Raw genomic sequence first — 14,497 nt, forward strand, 5'->3', positions numbered from 1 at the left:
TAACGACTGAACAGAACAAGGACAGCATCATGAGCAACAGAGTCAATGTGGGCGAAGCCATCGCCCGGGTACTGGAAGCCCACGGCGTGAACAGCGTCTACGGGGTCATCTCCATCCACAACCTGCCCATCGCCGACGCCATCGGCCGGCGCGAGCGGATCCGTTTCGTGGCCGCCCGGGGCGAAGCCGGCGCCGTGACCATGGCCGACGCCCACGGCCGCTTCTCCGGCCTGGGCGTGGCCATCACCAGCACCGGCGCCGGCGCCGGCAACGCGGTGGGCGCCCTGCTGGAGGCGCTGAATGCCGCCAGCCCGCTGATCCACCTCACCGGCCAGGTGGAGCGGGAATACCTGGACCGGGACGCCAGCTTCATCCACGAAACCCGGGATCAGTTGACCTTCCTCAAGGCCAGCAGCAAGGCGGCCTTCCGCATCACCAGCCCGGAGCAGGCGGTGGGCGTGCTGCGCGAGGCGATCCGCGTGGCCACCACCGTGCCCATGGGGCCGGTGAGCGTGGAGCTGCCCATCGACGTGCAGGCGGCGGAGATCGGCCTGCCCGCCGAGCTGGGTCCGGTGCGCCCCCTGGCCGTGCCGGCGCCGGCACAGCCGGAGCTGGCCGCCCTGGCGGCGGCGCTGCAGGCGGCCAAGCGCCCGCTGCTGTGGGTGGGCGGCGGTGCCCTGCACTGCAGCGAGGAAGTGGCGGCGCTGGCGGATCTGGGGGTGGCGGTGATCTCCTCCACCCACGGCCGCGGCATCCTGCCCGATGCCCACCCGCGCAGCCTGGGCGCCTTCCACAACTCGGCGGCGGTCGAGGCGCTGATGGCCGAGTGCGACCTGGCGCTGGTGGTGGGCTCGCGCCTGCGCAGCAACGAGACCCGTACCTATTCCCTGGCCCTGCCGCGCCCCCTGTACCAGGTGGACGCCAACCCGGCGGCGGCCCAGCGCAACTACCCGGTGGACCATTTCGTGTGCGGCGACGCCAAGACGGTGCTGGCCGCCCTGGTGGCGGCGCTGCAGGGGCAGGCCAAGGCCAACCCCGAGTTCGACCGGGCCGTCACCGAGGCGAAAACGGCGGCGGTGGCGGCGCTCACCGAGCAGCTCGGTCCCTATGCCACCCTCTGCGGCCAGCTGCGGGCGGCGCTGCCCGCTGACGGCATCCTGGTGCGCGACATCACCATGTCCGGCAGCACCTGGGGCAGCCGGCTGTTCCCCATCCAGGCGCCCAACACCAATATCCACTCCCTGGCCGGCGCCATCGGCATGGGCCTGGCCATGGCCATCGGCGCCGCCGTGGCCAACCCTGAGCGCAAGGTGGTGGGCCTGGTGGGCGACGGCGGCCTGATGCTGGGGGTGGGCGAGCTGGCGACCATGGTGCAGGAGCAGACCAACCTGGTGCTGCTGGTGATGAACGACGGCGGCTACGGGGTGATGCGAGGCATCCAGAACCAGTACTTCGGCGGCCGCCAGTACTTCAACCAGCTGCACACTCCCGACTTCCAGGCCCTGGGCGAGGCCGTGGGCCTGGCCAGCTGGAAGGCGGCCAGCCTGGCCGAGTTCGAGCAGGCCATCGGCGAGGCCATGGCGGTGCAGGGCCCGGCCCTGGTGGAAGTGGAGATGAATGGCATAGGCCCGCTCAACTTTGCCGGCCCGCCCCAGAAGAAGCTGTACTGAGCGGGAGCAGGGGGCGACCGGGGAGGAAACGGAGCCGGGGAAGCATTGCGTCGGCTCCAGTCTGTGGAAAGCGTCTCTGGAAGCTGAGCACGATCTTTGCGGGTGTTGGCTGTTACCACCCGGCGAAGAGGCAACAGGGCCACCTCCACCGACACGCTGCAAGTACATCCATGTAGGCTCGCACATGCCGTCCATGGCATGTGACGGTCGGTGGAGGTAATCCCCGTTGCCCCTTCCAAGCATTGACGTCGTCTGAAGGTAACGCCATCGGACGACACTGCCGCCTCTTCACCGGAGCGTAACGGCCAGGCTTTGCAACCTTCATAAACAGGTGCCAGGGCACGCTGCGGCCCCGTCGTGCCCGCCGCTCTGGCGTTGCCGGCCGGCTTGCTTTTTACCGCTTTAGCAGCGGCTGCCGGCCTCTGCCGACAGGGCGGGGACCCGACCGAATAAGTGTTAAAAAATTGTTTCAGTTTTGGTTTGACAGGGGGAAACAAAGCGTTTTAGAGTTCGCCTTGTCATATAAGAAACGTTGTTTTGTATGTAAAACATTATACCGGGCACAGCTGCCGCCCGGTGTCCTCGGATTCAACGGCACTCTTCGAGTGCCAAGGAGAGCAAAATGGAATTGACTCGCAGACGCTTTATCGGCGCAGCCATGGCCGCCGCCGCCCTGCTGGCCGGGGGAGTGCAGGCCGACGGTTATCCCAGCAAGCCGGTGTCCATCGTGGTGTCCTACCCGCCCGGCGGCGACGTGGACGCCATCGCCCGGCTGTTCGCCGACAAGCTCACCAGCCGCCTGGGGCAGCCGGTGATCGTGGAGAACCGCCCCGGGGCGGCGGGCACCATCGGCAACAGCTATGTCAGCCGGGCCAAGGCCGACGGCCACACCCTGCTGTTCACCCCCAACACCTTCACCACGGCCCCCCTGGTGATGGCCCTGCCCAAGGAGTCCCGCTACGACGTGCTCAACGGCTTCGAGCCGGTGATCCTGGCCAGCAAGCAGTCGGTGCTGCTGGTGGCCAACCCCAAGTCCGGCATCACCAGCGTGGCGGACCTGGTCGGCCAGGCCCGCGAGGGCAAGCGGCTCAACTACGCCAGCCCCGGTGCCGGCTCGCCCATGCATATCGCCGCCGAGTGGCTCAACAACGCCGCCGACATCAAGGTGCTGCACATCCCCTACCGGGGCATCGGTCCCATCATCCCGGATCTGCTCGCCGGCCATGTGGACCTGGGTTACGTGGTCTACGGCCCCGTGGCCCAACTGATCGAGTCGGGCCAGCTGGTGCCGGTGGCGGTGACCGATCCGGAGCGCTCGCCGGTGCTGCCGGAGCTGGCCACCGTGGCCGAACAGGGCTACGACCAGGTGCGGCTCGGTGCCTGGCACGGGTTGATGGCGCCGAAGGGCACCGATGACGAAGTGGTGCGGCTGCTCAACAAGCACCTGAACGAGATCCTGCAGCTGCCCGAGGTGGTCGAGCAGCTGGCGAGTTTCGGTGCCGTGCCGGTGGGCGGCGAGCCACAAGCCCTGGGGGCCATCAACGCGGATGACCATGCCCGGCTGTCGGCCCTGATCGAACGACTCGACATCAGGGGCAGCTGAGCCCGGCGGGCGGGGGCGGGGCCCCGCCGTCGGCGAGAGAGGAGTTCCCTGGCGGGGATAAATCCCGCCAGGGGATGGCGAAACAAGGAGGAGGGTTTTGCCATGTTGAAGCGAGACATCAAAGGCATCATCGGAGGGGCCGGCCTTGCCGTAGCCGGTCTCTTCGCCGCCTGGTACGGCCAGGCAAACTATGAGTTCGGCGGCGTTCACAACATGGGGCCCGGCTTCCTGCCGGTGCTCCTGGGGGCGGTGCTGGCGTTGCTGGGCATGCTTATCGCCATACCGGCCTGGTTCCGCGCCGGTGCGCCGATAAGCACCGAATGGGGCAGCGCCTTTTTCGTCATCCTCAGCATAGCGGTGTTCGGTGGTCTGCTGGCCCTGGGCGGCCTGGTGGTGGCCACCCTGGTCGCGGTGCTGCTGGCCCTGGTGCCCGACCGCAAGCTGGGTTGGGGTGCCAAGTGCAAGGTGGCAGTGGGGATAGCGCTGATTGCCTATTCGATTTTCTCCCTGGGATTGGGCATGGCGATCAAGACCTGGCCCTGGAGCGGCTGAGGCCCGCGAGCTTACCGTCGTGGTCGGTACCTGCCTGGGCAGGTGCGCCGGCCGGTTCGAAACCTGAGGATAAATCGGAACAGACAATGGGTATTTTTGACGGACTATGGCTGGGGCTGCAGGCCGCTATCCAGCCGACCATGCTGCTGTATTGCTTCATCGGCGTGTTTCTGGGCACCCTGGTCGGGGTCTTGCCCGGGGTGGGCGCCATGGCGGCCATCTCGCTGCTGCTGCCCATCACCTACTACATTCCTTCCACCGCCGCCATCGCCATGCTGGCCGGGGTGTTTTACGGCTCTCAGTACGGTGGCTCCATCGCCTCCATACTGCTTAACCTGCCGGGCACCCCCTCGTCGGCGGTGACCAGCCTGGACGGTTACCCCCTGGCGAAGCAGGGCAAGGCGGGGGTGGCGCTCTTCACCGCCATGACCGGCTCCTTCGTGGGCTCCATGCTCGGCCTGCTGTTGCTGATCGGCTTCGGCTCCGCCCTGTCCCGGGCCGGGCTGGCCTTCGGCCCGGCGGAGTATTTTGCCCTGATGCTGCTGGGACTGATCGCCGCCTCGGCGGTGGGCTCCGGCTCGCCGGCCAAGAGCCTGGCCATGGTGGTGCTGGGGCTGCTGCTGGGCTGCGTGGGCACCGACGTGAACACCGGCCTGACCCGCTTCACCTTCGGGGTGGCCGAACTGATGGACGGCATCAACCTGGTGGCCCTGGCCATGGGGCTGTTCGGCATCTCCGAGGTGATCTCCAGCATCAGGGCGGGGGGCGCCGGCAGCGTCAACGCCCGCTTCAGCCTGCGCTCCATGCTGCCCGGCCGGGACGAGGTCCGGCGCTCGGTGTGCCCCATGCTGCGCGGCACCGCCATCGGCAGCTTCTTCGGCGCCATGCCGGGTACGGGAGCCGCCATCGCCTCCTTTATTGCCTACGCGGTGGAGAAGAAGGTGTCCCGGGATCCGGGCCGTTTCGGCCAGGGCGCGCTGGAAGGCGTGGCCGGGCCCGAGGCGGCCAACAACGCCGGCGCCATGACCGCCTTTATTCCCACCCTGACCCTGGGCATTCCCGGCGACGTGGTGATGGCGCTGATGCTGGGCGCCATGATGATCCATGGCATCCAGCCGGGACCGCTGATGGTGTCGGAAAACCCGGCCATGTTCTGGGGGCTGATCGTCAGCTTCGGCATCGGCAACCTGATGCTGCTGGTATTGAACCTGCCGCTGATCGGCATCTGGGTGTCGCTGGTCAGGATCCCCTTCAGCATGCTCTATCCGGCGATACTGGTGTTCATCTGCCTCGGGGTCTACAGCGTCAACAACAATGTGTTCGACATCTACGTGGTGGCCCTGGTGGGGGCGGTCGGCTACCTGCTGGCCAAGCTGGGCTTCAACCCGGCACCCCTGCTGCTCGGCTTCGTGCTGGGGCCCATGCTGGAGGAAAACCTGCGCCGGGCCCTGCTGTTGTCCCGCGGGGATCCCATGACCTTTATCGAACGGCCGCTGAGCGCCGGGCTCTTGTTCCTCTGCGTCGCCCTGTTGTCGTGGGCGAGCTGGGGCGCGCTGCGCAAGCTCATCCGCGAGCCCAAACCCCTGGCCGACCCCCAGGTTTCCTAAGCCCAATCATCCCTATCCAGCCCCGGGCCATGCCCGGCCCGGGCGGGCGGCCTTTGTCCGCGGACGGAGTGCCGCCACTTTTTCAGGAGTATTCCGGCCATCCGGGCCGGTATTTAACGGAGTAATAAACCGATGAAATTACACAAACTGGCTACCGCCGTCGCCACCGTTGTCACCCTGTCCGCCCCGCTGCAGGCGGCCACCTGGTCCGATACCTTTATTGGCTACCGCTATGGTTCCGATTTTACCGAGCCGAACAACCCCGTGGACGTGAGCAAGAACATAGTGCAGCTGACCCACGTCAGCGGTTATTCCCTGGGGCAGAACTACTTCAACCTGGACGCGCTCAAGTCGGGCAGCGAGGACCCGGCCAGCGGCAGCAGCGACGGCGCCACCGAGTTCTACCTGGCCTATCGTCACCAGCTGCACCTGGGCAAACTGTTCGAGACCGATCTCGGTTTCGGCCCGGTGAAGGAGGTGGCGCTGACCGCCGGCTTCGATCTCAACACCAAGAACTCCGCCTTCGCGCCGCGCAAGCGCTTCCTGGCGGTGGGGCCGACCCTGAAGTTCGACGTGCCCGGTTTTCTCGACCTGAGCCTCTACTATGCCTACGAGAGCAACCACTGCGGCCTGGCGTTCTGTACCCACAAGGATCTGAGCTTCGACCCCTACTACCAGATCAACCTGGCCTGGGGGTTGCCGTTCGAGGCGGCCGGCCTGCCGATGAAGTTCCAGGGCTTCACCAACTACAACGGTGCCAAGGGCAAGGACTATTTCAACAACGAGACCAAGCCGGAGCACCTGCTGCGCACCTCGCTGATGCTGGACGTGGGCCAGTTGGCCTTCAACAAGAAGAACACCTTCTGGGTCGGGGTGGGCTACGAGTACTGGCGCAACAAGTACGGCAACCACGGCAAGCCGGGGGTGAACACCGACGCCCCTACCCTGAACATGGAGTGGCATTTCTGAGCCGGATGGCCCTTGCCGGGGCGGCTGCCCCGGTGATGTCATGAAATCGTGACAACGGCCGTCATTGGAGCGTGACGGCCGGCGCCCGGCGACGGGGGAAGGGCCTCTTGGCGGCCGGCCGTTGCGGCCTTAGGATCCTGCTTCCCAGTGTTGTATCCGTCGCCGCCATGAACAGCCGCCATCCTCTTTCCGAAGACATCATCGCCCTTCTGTCCGGCACCCTGCTGGTGGCCCTGGGCGTGTTCCTGCTCAAGCAGGCCGGCCTGCTCACCGGCGGCACCGCCGGTATCGCCCTGTTGCTTTCGCATTTCAGTGGCACCGGCTTCGGGGTCTGGTTCTTCCTGATCAATTTACCCTTCTATGCCCTGGCCTGGCTGCGGATGGGGCCGGCCTTTACCGGCAAGACCTTCGTCAGCGTGTCGCTGGTGTCCCTGTTCAGCGAGCAGCTTCCCCATTTCCTGTCGGTGGCCTCGGTATCGCCGCCCTTCGCCGCCCTGATGGGCGGCCTGCTGATCGGGGTGGGCATGCTGATCCTGTTCCGCCACCAGGCCAGCCTGGGCGGCATCGGCATACTGGCGCTCTACCTGCAGGGGCGTTTCGGCATCAGCGCCGGCAAGCTGCAGATGGCGGTGGATTCGGTCATTGTGCTGGTGTCCTTCACGGTGGTGCCGCCCTGGCCGTTGCTGCTGTCGGTGCTGGGCGCCGTGCTGCTCAACCAGGTGCTGGCCTTCAACCACAAGCCGGGGCGCTACAGCGCCCCGGCCTGAGGTGGCCCCCGCCGCTATACTTGTAGTGACCGGCGGGGAGGGGAACATCATGACTCTGAACGAACTGCGCGAGCTGTACCAGGCGGGGACACTGCGTTCGGCCCGGGTGTGCCACGACACCCTGAGCATGGGCTGGCTGGTGACCTTTTACGACGACGAGGGCAACCAGTTCGAACTGACCGACACCCTGGGCTGCCGGGTCAGCTACGAGAGCCCCAAGGCGGCGGAAGACAAGGTGCACCAGGTGGCGGATTGCCCGACCCGGGTCGACAGCCTGTACCGCTTCTTTGAAATCTGAGCCGGGGAGCCCCGGCTCAGCGTCCTTCCTCCATCAGGATCTGGGTGGCCTGGATGTTGTGCTCCTGCAGGAAGGCGAGCAGCTTCAGCATGTTGTCCACCGTCACCTCCCGGTCGGAGGCCAGCACCAGCTCCGCTTCCTTGAGGGCGGGCAGGCTCTCGAGCAGCACCGGCTTGAAGGCTTCCCAGTCGGGGTAGTTTTCTCCCTGCAGGGCCCAGGCGGGATCCCCGGCCAGCAGGTTGATGGTCATGGCCTTGTTGTCCTGCACGCTGCTCAGCGCCTCGCTGTCGGTCTTGGGCAGGTCCACCTCCAGCGACTGCAGCGGGATATTGGCGGTGAGCATCAAAAACACCAGCACGATGAAGATGATGTCGAGCAGGGGGGTGATGTCGGGGGTGAGCGCCCGCCAGCCGGACTGGGCGGGCTCGGGGCGGCCTATCATGCCTTGCCTCCCAGCTCCACGCCTTCCAGGTAGAGGTTGCACTGGTTCAGTTCATGGGTGAGCTTGTCGAGCAGGCGATCGGCCCAGAGCCCGAACAGCTGGGCACCGGCGATGGCCGGAAGGGCGATCAGCAGGCCGGCGGCGGTGGTGCTCATGGCCAGCCCCAGGCCGTCCGCCAGCAGCGCCGGCGTCACCGGATCCTGGCTCTGGCTGATGCTCCTGAACATCTCGATCAATCCCAATACGGTGCCGAGCAGGCCCAGCAGCGGGCTGATGACGCCCACCAGGGTGAGCACCCGCAAACCGGCGTGCAGCCGGCGACGCTGCTGCTGCAGCCAGACCGAAGCCAGGTCTTCGCGGGTGGACTTGTCGCATTGCCGGTGCTGGACCAGCAGGGAGCAACCCTGCAGGGTCAGCGACTTGCTATGGTTCATCTCGGCATCCGGATAGGCGTTGCCGTGGCGGCGCAGGTGGCGTTTTTCCTGCTCGCCGCGGATGCTGGTCAACAGCAAGGACAGGGTACGCTCCAGCCAGAGTGCCAGGGTGATCACCGAGCAGAGGATCAGGGGCCAGCTCATCGGGCCCAGTTGTTGATGCAGTTGGTTCAGAAACGACATGATGTTTTAATCCAATTTGAAACGAACGGGGATCTGTACACGGTGGGCCAGGGCGCGGCCGCCTTCCACATAGGCGGAGAAGCGCCATTTGGCGATGGCTTTCAGGGCCGTCTGGTCGAGCACCTTGACGCCGGACGATCTGGCCAGCAGTCGCTTGGTCTGCTGGCCTTCTTCATCCAGCCAGACTTCCACCACCACAGTGCCTTCGAGTCCGCGGCGGCGGGCCTGGGACGGATAGGGGATGGGCGACGGCCGGGTCTTGAAACTGGGAGTTTCAATCCGCTTGGGCGCGCTGTTCCGGGCCACCTGGGGCTGCGGTTTGGGATCGACCTTGGCGGTTGGCTCGGGCACGGGCTTGGGTGCCGGCTGAGGCTTGGGCTCGGGCCGGGGCTCCGGTTTGGATTTTGGTTGGGGCACCGGTTTGGGTTTTGGTTGGGGCACCGGCTTCGGCTCGGGCTTGGGTACCGGTTTGGGGTCGGGTTTGGGCTCGGGTTCCGGCTCTGGCAGAGGATCCGGCGGTGTCGGTTCGGGCTTGGTCACGGTAGGCAGCATCTGCACGCTGATCGGGCCCGGGTTGCTGTCGGGCGCCAGGGCGATCTCCTGTTCCTGGCGCTCCATGGCCTGGGCCAGCAGCCCGTGCAGGATAACGGAGGCCAGCGCAAACAGGGCGTAGCGACGAAAACTCAAGGTAAATCCCCGGATCAAGATGGTGATGACATTCTGGGGCAATAGAATACGCATTTTTAAGGGGATGTCTATTGTTATGGCTAATGATAACCAGTTTCATTTGTCTTTATTGGTTGTTGTTCTGCTGGCCAGCCTTTGCCCGTTATCGGTGGGGTCCCCGCAGGGGCCTTTGTCTGCTTGTGGTACCCGCACCCTGTGGCAAAATCCGGGTCAGAGCCCGACGCTCCGGCCGGCGTTGTGAGCGGACCGCCACCCATGCCTTCGAGGAATTGGCCAATGAACGAGAAACAAGCCCGGCTGCAGGGCCGGCTGGCACCCGAAATCCGTGAATTCCGCGACCGGGCCCGGACCCTGGTGCTGGCCACGGTGGACGGGGAGGGCAACCCCAACGCCAGCTATGCCCCCTTCGCCCTGAGGCGAGACGGTTACTATATCCTGATCAGCGAGCTTGCCCGCCATGCCCGCAACCTGCTGGCCAATCCCAGGGTGTCGCTGATGATGATCGAGGACGAGCAGGACAGCACCCAGCTGTTCGCCCGCAAGCGGCTGACCTTCGACGCCCGGCCCGAGCGGCTGGAGCGGGGCTCGGCCGAGTGGGAGGCGGGGATCCGGGCCCTGACCGACCGCTTCGGCGACACCGTCACCGGCCTGAGCGGGCTGGGGGATTTCCACCTGTTCCGGCTGGTGCCGTTGCAGGGGCTCTTCGTCAAGGGCTTCGGCCAGGCCTTCGCGGTAAGCGGCGCCGAGCTGGTGGATGTGCGGCACCTGACCGGGGGACACCGGCCGCTGGCGCAGCAGGCCTGACCGTGAGCCCGGGAAGTGGCTGAATTTCCCGGGCTTTTTTGTGGTTTTTTGTTTGCAAGCCCGAAAGCTCTGTGTCAAAACATGGTGCATACTATGATGAGGTTCCGGCCCCAGACAAGAAGGACAAACCATGGCTATAGAATCTGTTGGCGATATCATGGCCCGCCAGTTGTTGACCCTGGCCCAGGACGCCACCCTGAAGGATGCCCACGATCTGATGCGGGAGAAGAGCATCCGCCACATCCCGGTGGTGGACAAGGACAGCGGCCAACTGCTCGGGGTACTGACCCAGAAGCGGATGATCGCCACCGTCATGGGCCTGCTGGCAGACTACGGCGTCAGTGCCCTGGAGCGGCGCGAGCGCCAGATCAGGGTGATGGACATCATAGATCCGGACTTCGAGAGCGTGGACGCCCGGGCGCCGCTGACCGAGGTGGTGCCCTTTTTTCTCAGCAACAAGCATGGCTGCCTGACGGTGGTGGATGAAGAAGGCCGGCTGCAGGGCATGGTCACCTCCTCCGACTTCGTGCGCCTGTGCGCCGAACTGCTGAAGGAAAGGGCGGGAAGCTAGAAGCCTGAAGCTTGATGCCGGAAGCGGAAGGGTGTGTGCTTCATAGCTTCCAGCTTCCAGCTTCCGGCTTCCGGCTTCCGGCTTCCGGCTTCCAGCTTCCAGCTTCCAGCTTCCAGCTTCCAGCTTCCGGCTTCCAGCTTCCGGCTTCCAGCTTCCGGCTTCCAGCTTCCAGCTTCTAGCTTCCCCCCGGATAATGGATCAGGTTGTAGAACACGGCGGGCTCCCCGCCCGGGTTGCGATAGCCGTGGGGCCGGTCGGCGTGAAAGCGCACCGCCGCACCCGGCCCCAGCCGCTGCCATTCCCCGTCCAGCAGCAGCTCCATCTCTCCACGCTGCACGATCACATGCTCGATCACCCCGTGTTCGTGGGGATCCGATAACCGCTCATAGCCCGGCAGCAGGGTCAGCTCGAACATCTCGAAGCCGAAACGGGCCTCGAAGGGGAACAGCGGGGCCACCAGCATGCCGTCGCCGGCCGGCTGCCGGCGCAGGGTGTCCGCCTGCCGGTAAAGGGGGCCGGGGTGCGGCTCGGGCACCGGTTCGAGGAAAGTGGACAGGGAGGTATGGAAGCCACCGGCGATTTTCCACAGGGTGGCGACGGTGGGGCTGGACTCGCCCCGCTCTATCTGGCCCAGCATCGCCTTGCTCACCCCGGTTTCCCGGGCGCAGGCGTCCAGGCTCCAGCCCCGTTCCTTGCGCAGGGCCTTGAGGGTGTCCGCCAGGTATTGGTTCGGCTCTTTCATTGTCCTTTCCCGCTGGTTTCGCTGTTGTGCGTTATAGCATACATTTGCTAGCATGGCCCTCTAATGCGTTATAACGCACAATCAGGAGCCCCCATGTTCAGCCTGTCCCATCTTTCCGCCGGCTTTATCGCCGTGTTGGTCGGTTACACCAGTTCGGCGGCCATCATCTTCCAGGCGGCCGCCGCCGCCGGAGCCAGCCAGGCCGAGATCGGCTCCTGGATGTGGGCCTTGGGGGTAGGCATGGGGTTGACCTGCATCGGTTTTTCCCTGCGCTACCGGGAGCCGGTGCTCACCGCCTGGTCGACCCCGGGGGCGGCGCTGCTGGTGACGGCCCTGGCCGGAGTGCCCATGGGCGAGGCCATCGGCGTCTTCCTGTTCAGCTCGGCGTTGATCCTGCTGTGCGGCCTGACCGGCTGGTTCGACAGTATCATGCGGCGGGTGCCGGCCGGGCTGGCGGCGGCCATGCTGGGTGGGGTGCTGTTGAGGTTCGGCCTGGACCTGTTCGCCTCGGCCCAGAGCCAGCCGCTGCTGGTGGCGGCCATGCTGGCCACCTACCTGGCCCTGCGCCGGCGGCTGCCGCGCTACGTGATCCCGCTCAGCCTGCTGGCCGGGCTGCTGGTCGCCGGCGTTGACGGCCTGCTGCGTTTCGACGACTTCAAATGGCAACTGGCCCGGCCGGTGCTGATGATGCCCGAGTTTTCCCTTACCAGCCTGCTCGGCGTCGGCATCCCCCTGTTCATGGTGACCATGGCCTCCCAGAACGTGCCCGGCATCGCCGTGCTGCGGGCCCACGGCTACCACACCCCGGCTTCGCCGCTGGTCGGCTGGACCGGTCTCACCGGCCTGCTGCTAGCGCCCTTCGGCGGTTTTGCTTTCAACCTGGCGGCGATCAGCGCGGCGGTGTGCATGGGCAAGGAGGTGGACCCGGATCCCGGGCAACGCTACAAGGCGGCGGTGTGGGCCGGCGTCTTTTACCTGCTGATGGGACTGTTCGGCGCCACCGTGGTGGGGCTGTTCGCCGCCCTGCCGGTGGAGCTGGTGATGGCCATCGCCGGCCTGGCCCTGCTCGGCACCATCGGCAGCAGCCTGACGGTGGCCCTGGCCGACGAGCAGGAGCGGGACGCGGCCCTGCTCACCTTTATGATCACCGCCTCGGGCCTGGCCCTGTTCGGCATCGGCAGCGCCTTCTGGGGCCTGGTGATCGGCGGCGGCGTACACTGGCTCAACCGCCGGCGGCGATAAGCAACAGCCCCGGCGGGTGCCGGGGCGACAGATTGCCGACAAACCTTCGTATTACTCTGTAGTCGCTCCCGCGAAGGCGGGAGTCCAGTGCACTATGTCATGGACCTCCGCCTTCGCGGAGGTGACCACCATTAATAACGGTACTGGGGGAAGATCGGGCAAACAGCGGGGGACGGGCTTGGTCATTAAACAACAACCCCGGCGGGTGCCGGGGTTGTGGGGTTTAGCCGTCGTGGCGGCCGTGGCGCTGGGGCCGGTTGGGCTTGTTGCTGCGCGGCGGCCTGTTGCCGGCGGCGCCGGCACCGCGGCCCCGGCCACCGCCGTTGCCCCGCCCCCGGTTGCTGGCGGGCGGCTTGGTGGCGGGCTGGGCCTCTTCCGGGCCGGGCTCGAAACCGGGCAGTATTTCCAGGGTCGCGTTCTGTTTGATCAGCTTCTCGATGGCCTTGAGCAGCGGCTTTTCCTCGTGGCAGATCAGCGACAGGGCTTCGCCCTGGCTTCCGGCCCGGCCGGTGCGGCCGATGCGGTGCACATAGTCTTCCGCGACATGGGGCAGCTCGAAGTTGACCACATGGGGCAGTTCGCTGATGTCGATGCCGCGGGCGGCGATGTCGGTGGCCACCAGCACCCGCAGCTGGCCGTCCTTGAACTGGCTCAGGGCCCGGGTGCGCGCGCCTTGGCTCTTGTCTCCGTGGATCGCCATGGCCGGCAGGCCGTCCTTGTCGAGCTGCATCGCCAGGCGGTTGGCGCCGTGTTTGGTGCGGGTGAACACCAGCACCTGGCGCCAGTTGTTGTGGCCGATCAGGTAGCTGAGCAGGGCACGCTTGCGGTTCTTGTCGGCGGCCACAAAGCGCTGGGCGATGGTCTCGGCGGTGGCGTTGCGCACCGCCACCTCGATATGTTCGGGCTGGTGCAGCAGATCCTCCGCCAGCGCCTTGATTTCGTCGGAGAAGGTGGCGGAGAACAGCAGGTTCTGCCGCTTTTTCGGCAACAGCGCCAGGATGCGGCGGATATCGCGGATAAAGCCCATGTCCAGCATGCGATCGGCTTCATCCAGCACCAGCATTTCGACCCGGGACAGGTCGATGGAGCGCTGGGACACATGGTCCAGCAGCCGGCCCGGGGTGGCCACCACCACGTCCACCTTGCGACCCAGCGCCTTCATCTGCGGGTTGATGCTGACGCCGCCGAACATCGCCAGGGTGCGCAGGTCGGTGTGCCTGGCGTAGGCGCGCAGGTTTTCCTCCACCTGGGCCGCCAGCTCGCGGGTGGGGGTGAGCACCAGGGCGCGCACCGGCGCCCGGCCGTTGGCCAGGGACTTAGGCTGGGTTTCGCTCAGGCGCTGCAGCATGGGCAGGCCGAAACCGGCGGTTTTGCCGGTGCCGGTCTGGGCGCCGGCGAGCAGGTCGCCGCCTTTCAGCACCAGCGGAATGGCCTGGCGCTGGATGGGGGTGGGCTCGGTGTAACCACATTCATTGATGGCTTGAACGAGCTTGTCGTTCAGGCCCAGGGAAGCAAAAGACATGAAACTCCGGGGTAATAAGGGTCCTACGGACGGATGAGGCAAAAACGGCTTGCAATGGCGGGATGATAACAGAAAAGCGGGATTGAACATAAAAAAGCAGGGGCTGCCCCCTGCTTCCGGCTCAGAAATAGTACTTGAAGCGCACCCGGGCCCCGTAGCGGTCGGTGGCGGACTCTTCCACATCGAAGTCGGACCAGTAGGCGCCGAGCAGGATGCCGAAGTTGTCCAGGTCCGGCACGTTGTCGAACCACCAGGCCCGACGGCAGTCGAAAGCGGGCTTTCCGGCGCTGGCCGGGCCGTTATCCTTGTCCGGCAGAGGCGTTGTGGTGGTGAACGGGGCGAGGCGACGGGGCGATGGACGTCTGGACGGCGACTGGCTATCGCTCGGGAGTCATGGCATGACC

At 66.0% G+C, this 14,497-nt stretch carries 16 protein-coding genes; 10 read left to right on the forward strand and 6 right to left on the reverse strand.

What is annotated here, in order from left to right; all coding sequences use genetic code 11:
- The first annotated feature begins 29 nt into the window (after window positions 1-29).
- The 7 genes from ACT7DK_RS05005 to ACT7DK_RS05035 all read left to right on the forward strand — a co-directional run bounded on the left by ACT7DK_RS05005 (window position 30) and on the right by ACT7DK_RS05035 (window position 7,466).
- A complete protein-coding gene (locus tag ACT7DK_RS05005; protein WP_445396926.1) occupies window positions 30-1,670 on the forward strand; it encodes a thiamine pyrophosphate-binding protein in 1,641 nt (546 codons plus the stop codon).
- 622 nt (window positions 1,671-2,292) lie between these two features.
- A complete protein-coding gene (locus ACT7DK_RS05010) occupies window positions 2,293-3,273 on the forward strand; it encodes a Bug family tripartite tricarboxylate transporter substrate binding protein (protein WP_445396928.1) in 981 nt (326 codons plus the stop codon).
- A 102-nt stretch (window positions 3,274-3,375) separates the two neighbouring features.
- A complete protein-coding gene (locus tag ACT7DK_RS05015) occupies window positions 3,376-3,825 on the forward strand; it encodes a tripartite tricarboxylate transporter TctB family protein (RefSeq protein WP_445396930.1) in 450 nt (149 codons plus the stop codon).
- 86 nt (window positions 3,826-3,911) lie between these two features.
- Window positions 3,912-5,432 carry a tripartite tricarboxylate transporter permease gene (locus ACT7DK_RS05020; RefSeq protein WP_445396932.1) on the forward strand — a complete coding sequence of 507 codons (1,521 nt, stop codon included), beginning with the start codon at window positions 3,912-3,914 and terminating at the stop codon, window positions 5,430-5,432.
- A gap of 132 nt (window positions 5,433-5,564) precedes the next feature.
- The gene (locus ACT7DK_RS05025) at window positions 5,565-6,401 is read left to right on the forward strand and encodes a hypothetical protein (protein ID WP_445396934.1); all 837 of its coding nucleotides are present in this window, start codon (window positions 5,565-5,567) and stop codon (window positions 6,399-6,401) included.
- A 167-nt stretch (window positions 6,402-6,568) separates the two neighbouring features.
- On the forward strand, window positions 6,569-7,168 hold the full coding sequence (locus ACT7DK_RS05030) for a YitT family protein (protein ID WP_445396936.1): 600 nt from the start codon (window positions 6,569-6,571) through the stop codon (window positions 7,166-7,168).
- A 49-nt stretch (window positions 7,169-7,217) separates the two neighbouring features.
- Entirely contained in the window at window positions 7,218-7,466 is a 249-nt protein-coding gene (locus tag ACT7DK_RS05035; RefSeq protein WP_445396938.1) for a hypothetical protein, read from the forward strand.
- 16 nt (window positions 7,467-7,482) lie between these two features.
- Here the strand turns inward: ACT7DK_RS05035 and ACT7DK_RS05040 are convergent, their stop codons facing one another.
- Genes ACT7DK_RS05040 through ACT7DK_RS05050 form a run of 3 tightly spaced genes read right to left on the reverse strand, consistent with a single transcriptional unit; the run spans window position 7,483 to window position 9,212 of the window.
- The gene (locus ACT7DK_RS05040) at window positions 7,483-7,908 is read right to left on the reverse strand and encodes an ExbD/TolR family protein (RefSeq protein WP_445396940.1); all 426 of its coding nucleotides are present in this window, start codon (window positions 7,906-7,908) and stop codon (window positions 7,483-7,485) included.
- Window positions 7,905-8,525 (reverse strand): MotA/TolQ/ExbB proton channel family protein, encoded by a 621-nt coding sequence (locus ACT7DK_RS05045; RefSeq protein ID WP_445396942.1) that lies wholly within the window; start codon window positions 8,523-8,525, stop codon window positions 7,905-7,907. Before ACT7DK_RS05045 ends, ACT7DK_RS05040 begins: the two co-directional genes overlap by 4 nt.
- A 6-nt stretch (window positions 8,526-8,531) precedes the next feature.
- Window positions 8,532-9,212, reverse strand: coding sequence for an energy transducer TonB (locus ACT7DK_RS05050; protein WP_445396945.1), 681 nt, complete (start codon window positions 9,210-9,212; stop codon window positions 8,532-8,534).
- Window positions 9,213-9,488: 276 nt separating this feature from the next.
- Here ACT7DK_RS05050 and hutZ point away from each other — a divergent pair, with 276 nt between their 5' ends.
- On the forward strand, window positions 9,489-10,016 hold the full coding sequence (hutZ, locus tag ACT7DK_RS05055; protein WP_445396947.1) for a heme utilization protein HutZ: 528 nt from the start codon (window positions 9,489-9,491) through the stop codon (window positions 10,014-10,016).
- A 130-nt stretch (window positions 10,017-10,146) separates the two neighbouring features.
- Window positions 10,147-10,587 carry a CBS domain-containing protein gene (locus ACT7DK_RS05060; protein ID WP_445396949.1) on the forward strand — a complete coding sequence of 147 codons (441 nt, stop codon included), beginning with the start codon at window positions 10,147-10,149 and terminating at the stop codon, window positions 10,585-10,587.
- Window positions 10,588-10,762: 175 nt separating this feature from the next.
- Here the strand turns inward: ACT7DK_RS05060 and ACT7DK_RS05065 are convergent, their stop codons facing one another.
- Entirely contained in the window at window positions 10,763-11,329 is a 567-nt protein-coding gene (locus tag ACT7DK_RS05065; RefSeq protein WP_445396951.1) for a helix-turn-helix domain-containing protein, read from the reverse strand.
- A 93-nt stretch (window positions 11,330-11,422) separates the two neighbouring features.
- Between ACT7DK_RS05065 and ACT7DK_RS05070 the strand changes: the two genes are divergently transcribed.
- Window positions 11,423-12,571 carry a benzoate/H(+) symporter BenE family transporter gene (locus ACT7DK_RS05070; protein ID WP_445396953.1) on the forward strand — a complete coding sequence of 383 codons (1,149 nt, stop codon included), beginning with the start codon at window positions 11,423-11,425 and terminating at the stop codon, window positions 12,569-12,571.
- A gap of 223 nt (window positions 12,572-12,794) precedes the next feature.
- Here the strand turns inward: ACT7DK_RS05070 and ACT7DK_RS05075 are convergent, their stop codons facing one another.
- Entirely contained in the window at window positions 12,795-14,093 is a 1,299-nt protein-coding gene (locus ACT7DK_RS05075; RefSeq protein WP_445396955.1) for a DEAD/DEAH box helicase, read from the reverse strand.
- A 121-nt stretch (window positions 14,094-14,214) separates the two neighbouring features.
- Entirely contained in the window at window positions 14,215-14,409 is a 195-nt protein-coding gene (locus tag ACT7DK_RS05080; RefSeq protein ID WP_445402275.1) for a carbohydrate porin, read from the reverse strand.
- Window positions 14,410-14,497 lie beyond the last annotated feature (88 nt).

The organism is Zobellella sp. An-6 (genome assembly GCF_052487945.1).

Coding starts and splice junctions, on each gene's coding strand:
- ACT7DK_RS05070 (WP_445396953.1), top strand. CDS start 11,423: ATGTTCAGCCTGTCCCATCTTTCCGCCGGCTTTATCGCCGTGTTGGTC.
- ACT7DK_RS05045 (WP_445396942.1), bottom strand. CDS start 8,525: ATGTCGTTTCTGAACCAACTGCATCAACAACTGGGCCCGATGAGCTGG.
- ACT7DK_RS05015 (WP_445396930.1), top strand. CDS start 3,376: ATGTTGAAGCGAGACATCAAAGGCATCATCGGAGGGGCCGGCCTTGCC.
- ACT7DK_RS05010 (WP_445396928.1), top strand. CDS start 2,293: ATGGAATTGACTCGCAGACGCTTTATCGGCGCAGCCATGGCCGCCGCC.
- ACT7DK_RS05035 (WP_445396938.1), top strand. CDS start 7,218: ATGACTCTGAACGAACTGCGCGAGCTGTACCAGGCGGGGACACTGCGT.
- ACT7DK_RS05030 (WP_445396936.1), top strand. CDS start 6,569: ATGAACAGCCGCCATCCTCTTTCCGAAGACATCATCGCCCTTCTGTCC.
- ACT7DK_RS05005 (WP_445396926.1), top strand. CDS start 30: ATGAGCAACAGAGTCAATGTGGGCGAAGCCATCGCCCGGGTACTGGAA.
- hutZ (WP_445396947.1), top strand. CDS start 9,489: ATGAACGAGAAACAAGCCCGGCTGCAGGGCCGGCTGGCACCCGAAATC.
- ACT7DK_RS05065 (WP_445396951.1), bottom strand. CDS start 11,329: ATGAAAGAGCCGAACCAATACCTGGCGGACACCCTCAAGGCCCTGCGC.
- ACT7DK_RS05040 (WP_445396940.1), bottom strand. CDS start 7,908: ATGATAGGCCGCCCCGAGCCCGCCCAGTCCGGCTGGCGGGCGCTCACC.
- ACT7DK_RS05060 (WP_445396949.1), top strand. CDS start 10,147: ATGGCTATAGAATCTGTTGGCGATATCATGGCCCGCCAGTTGTTGACC.
- ACT7DK_RS05075 (WP_445396955.1), bottom strand. CDS start 14,093: ATGTCTTTTGCTTCCCTGGGCCTGAACGACAAGCTCGTTCAAGCCATC.
- ACT7DK_RS05020 (WP_445396932.1), top strand. CDS start 3,912: ATGGGTATTTTTGACGGACTATGGCTGGGGCTGCAGGCCGCTATCCAG.
- ACT7DK_RS05025 (WP_445396934.1), top strand. CDS start 5,565: ATGAAATTACACAAACTGGCTACCGCCGTCGCCACCGTTGTCACCCTG.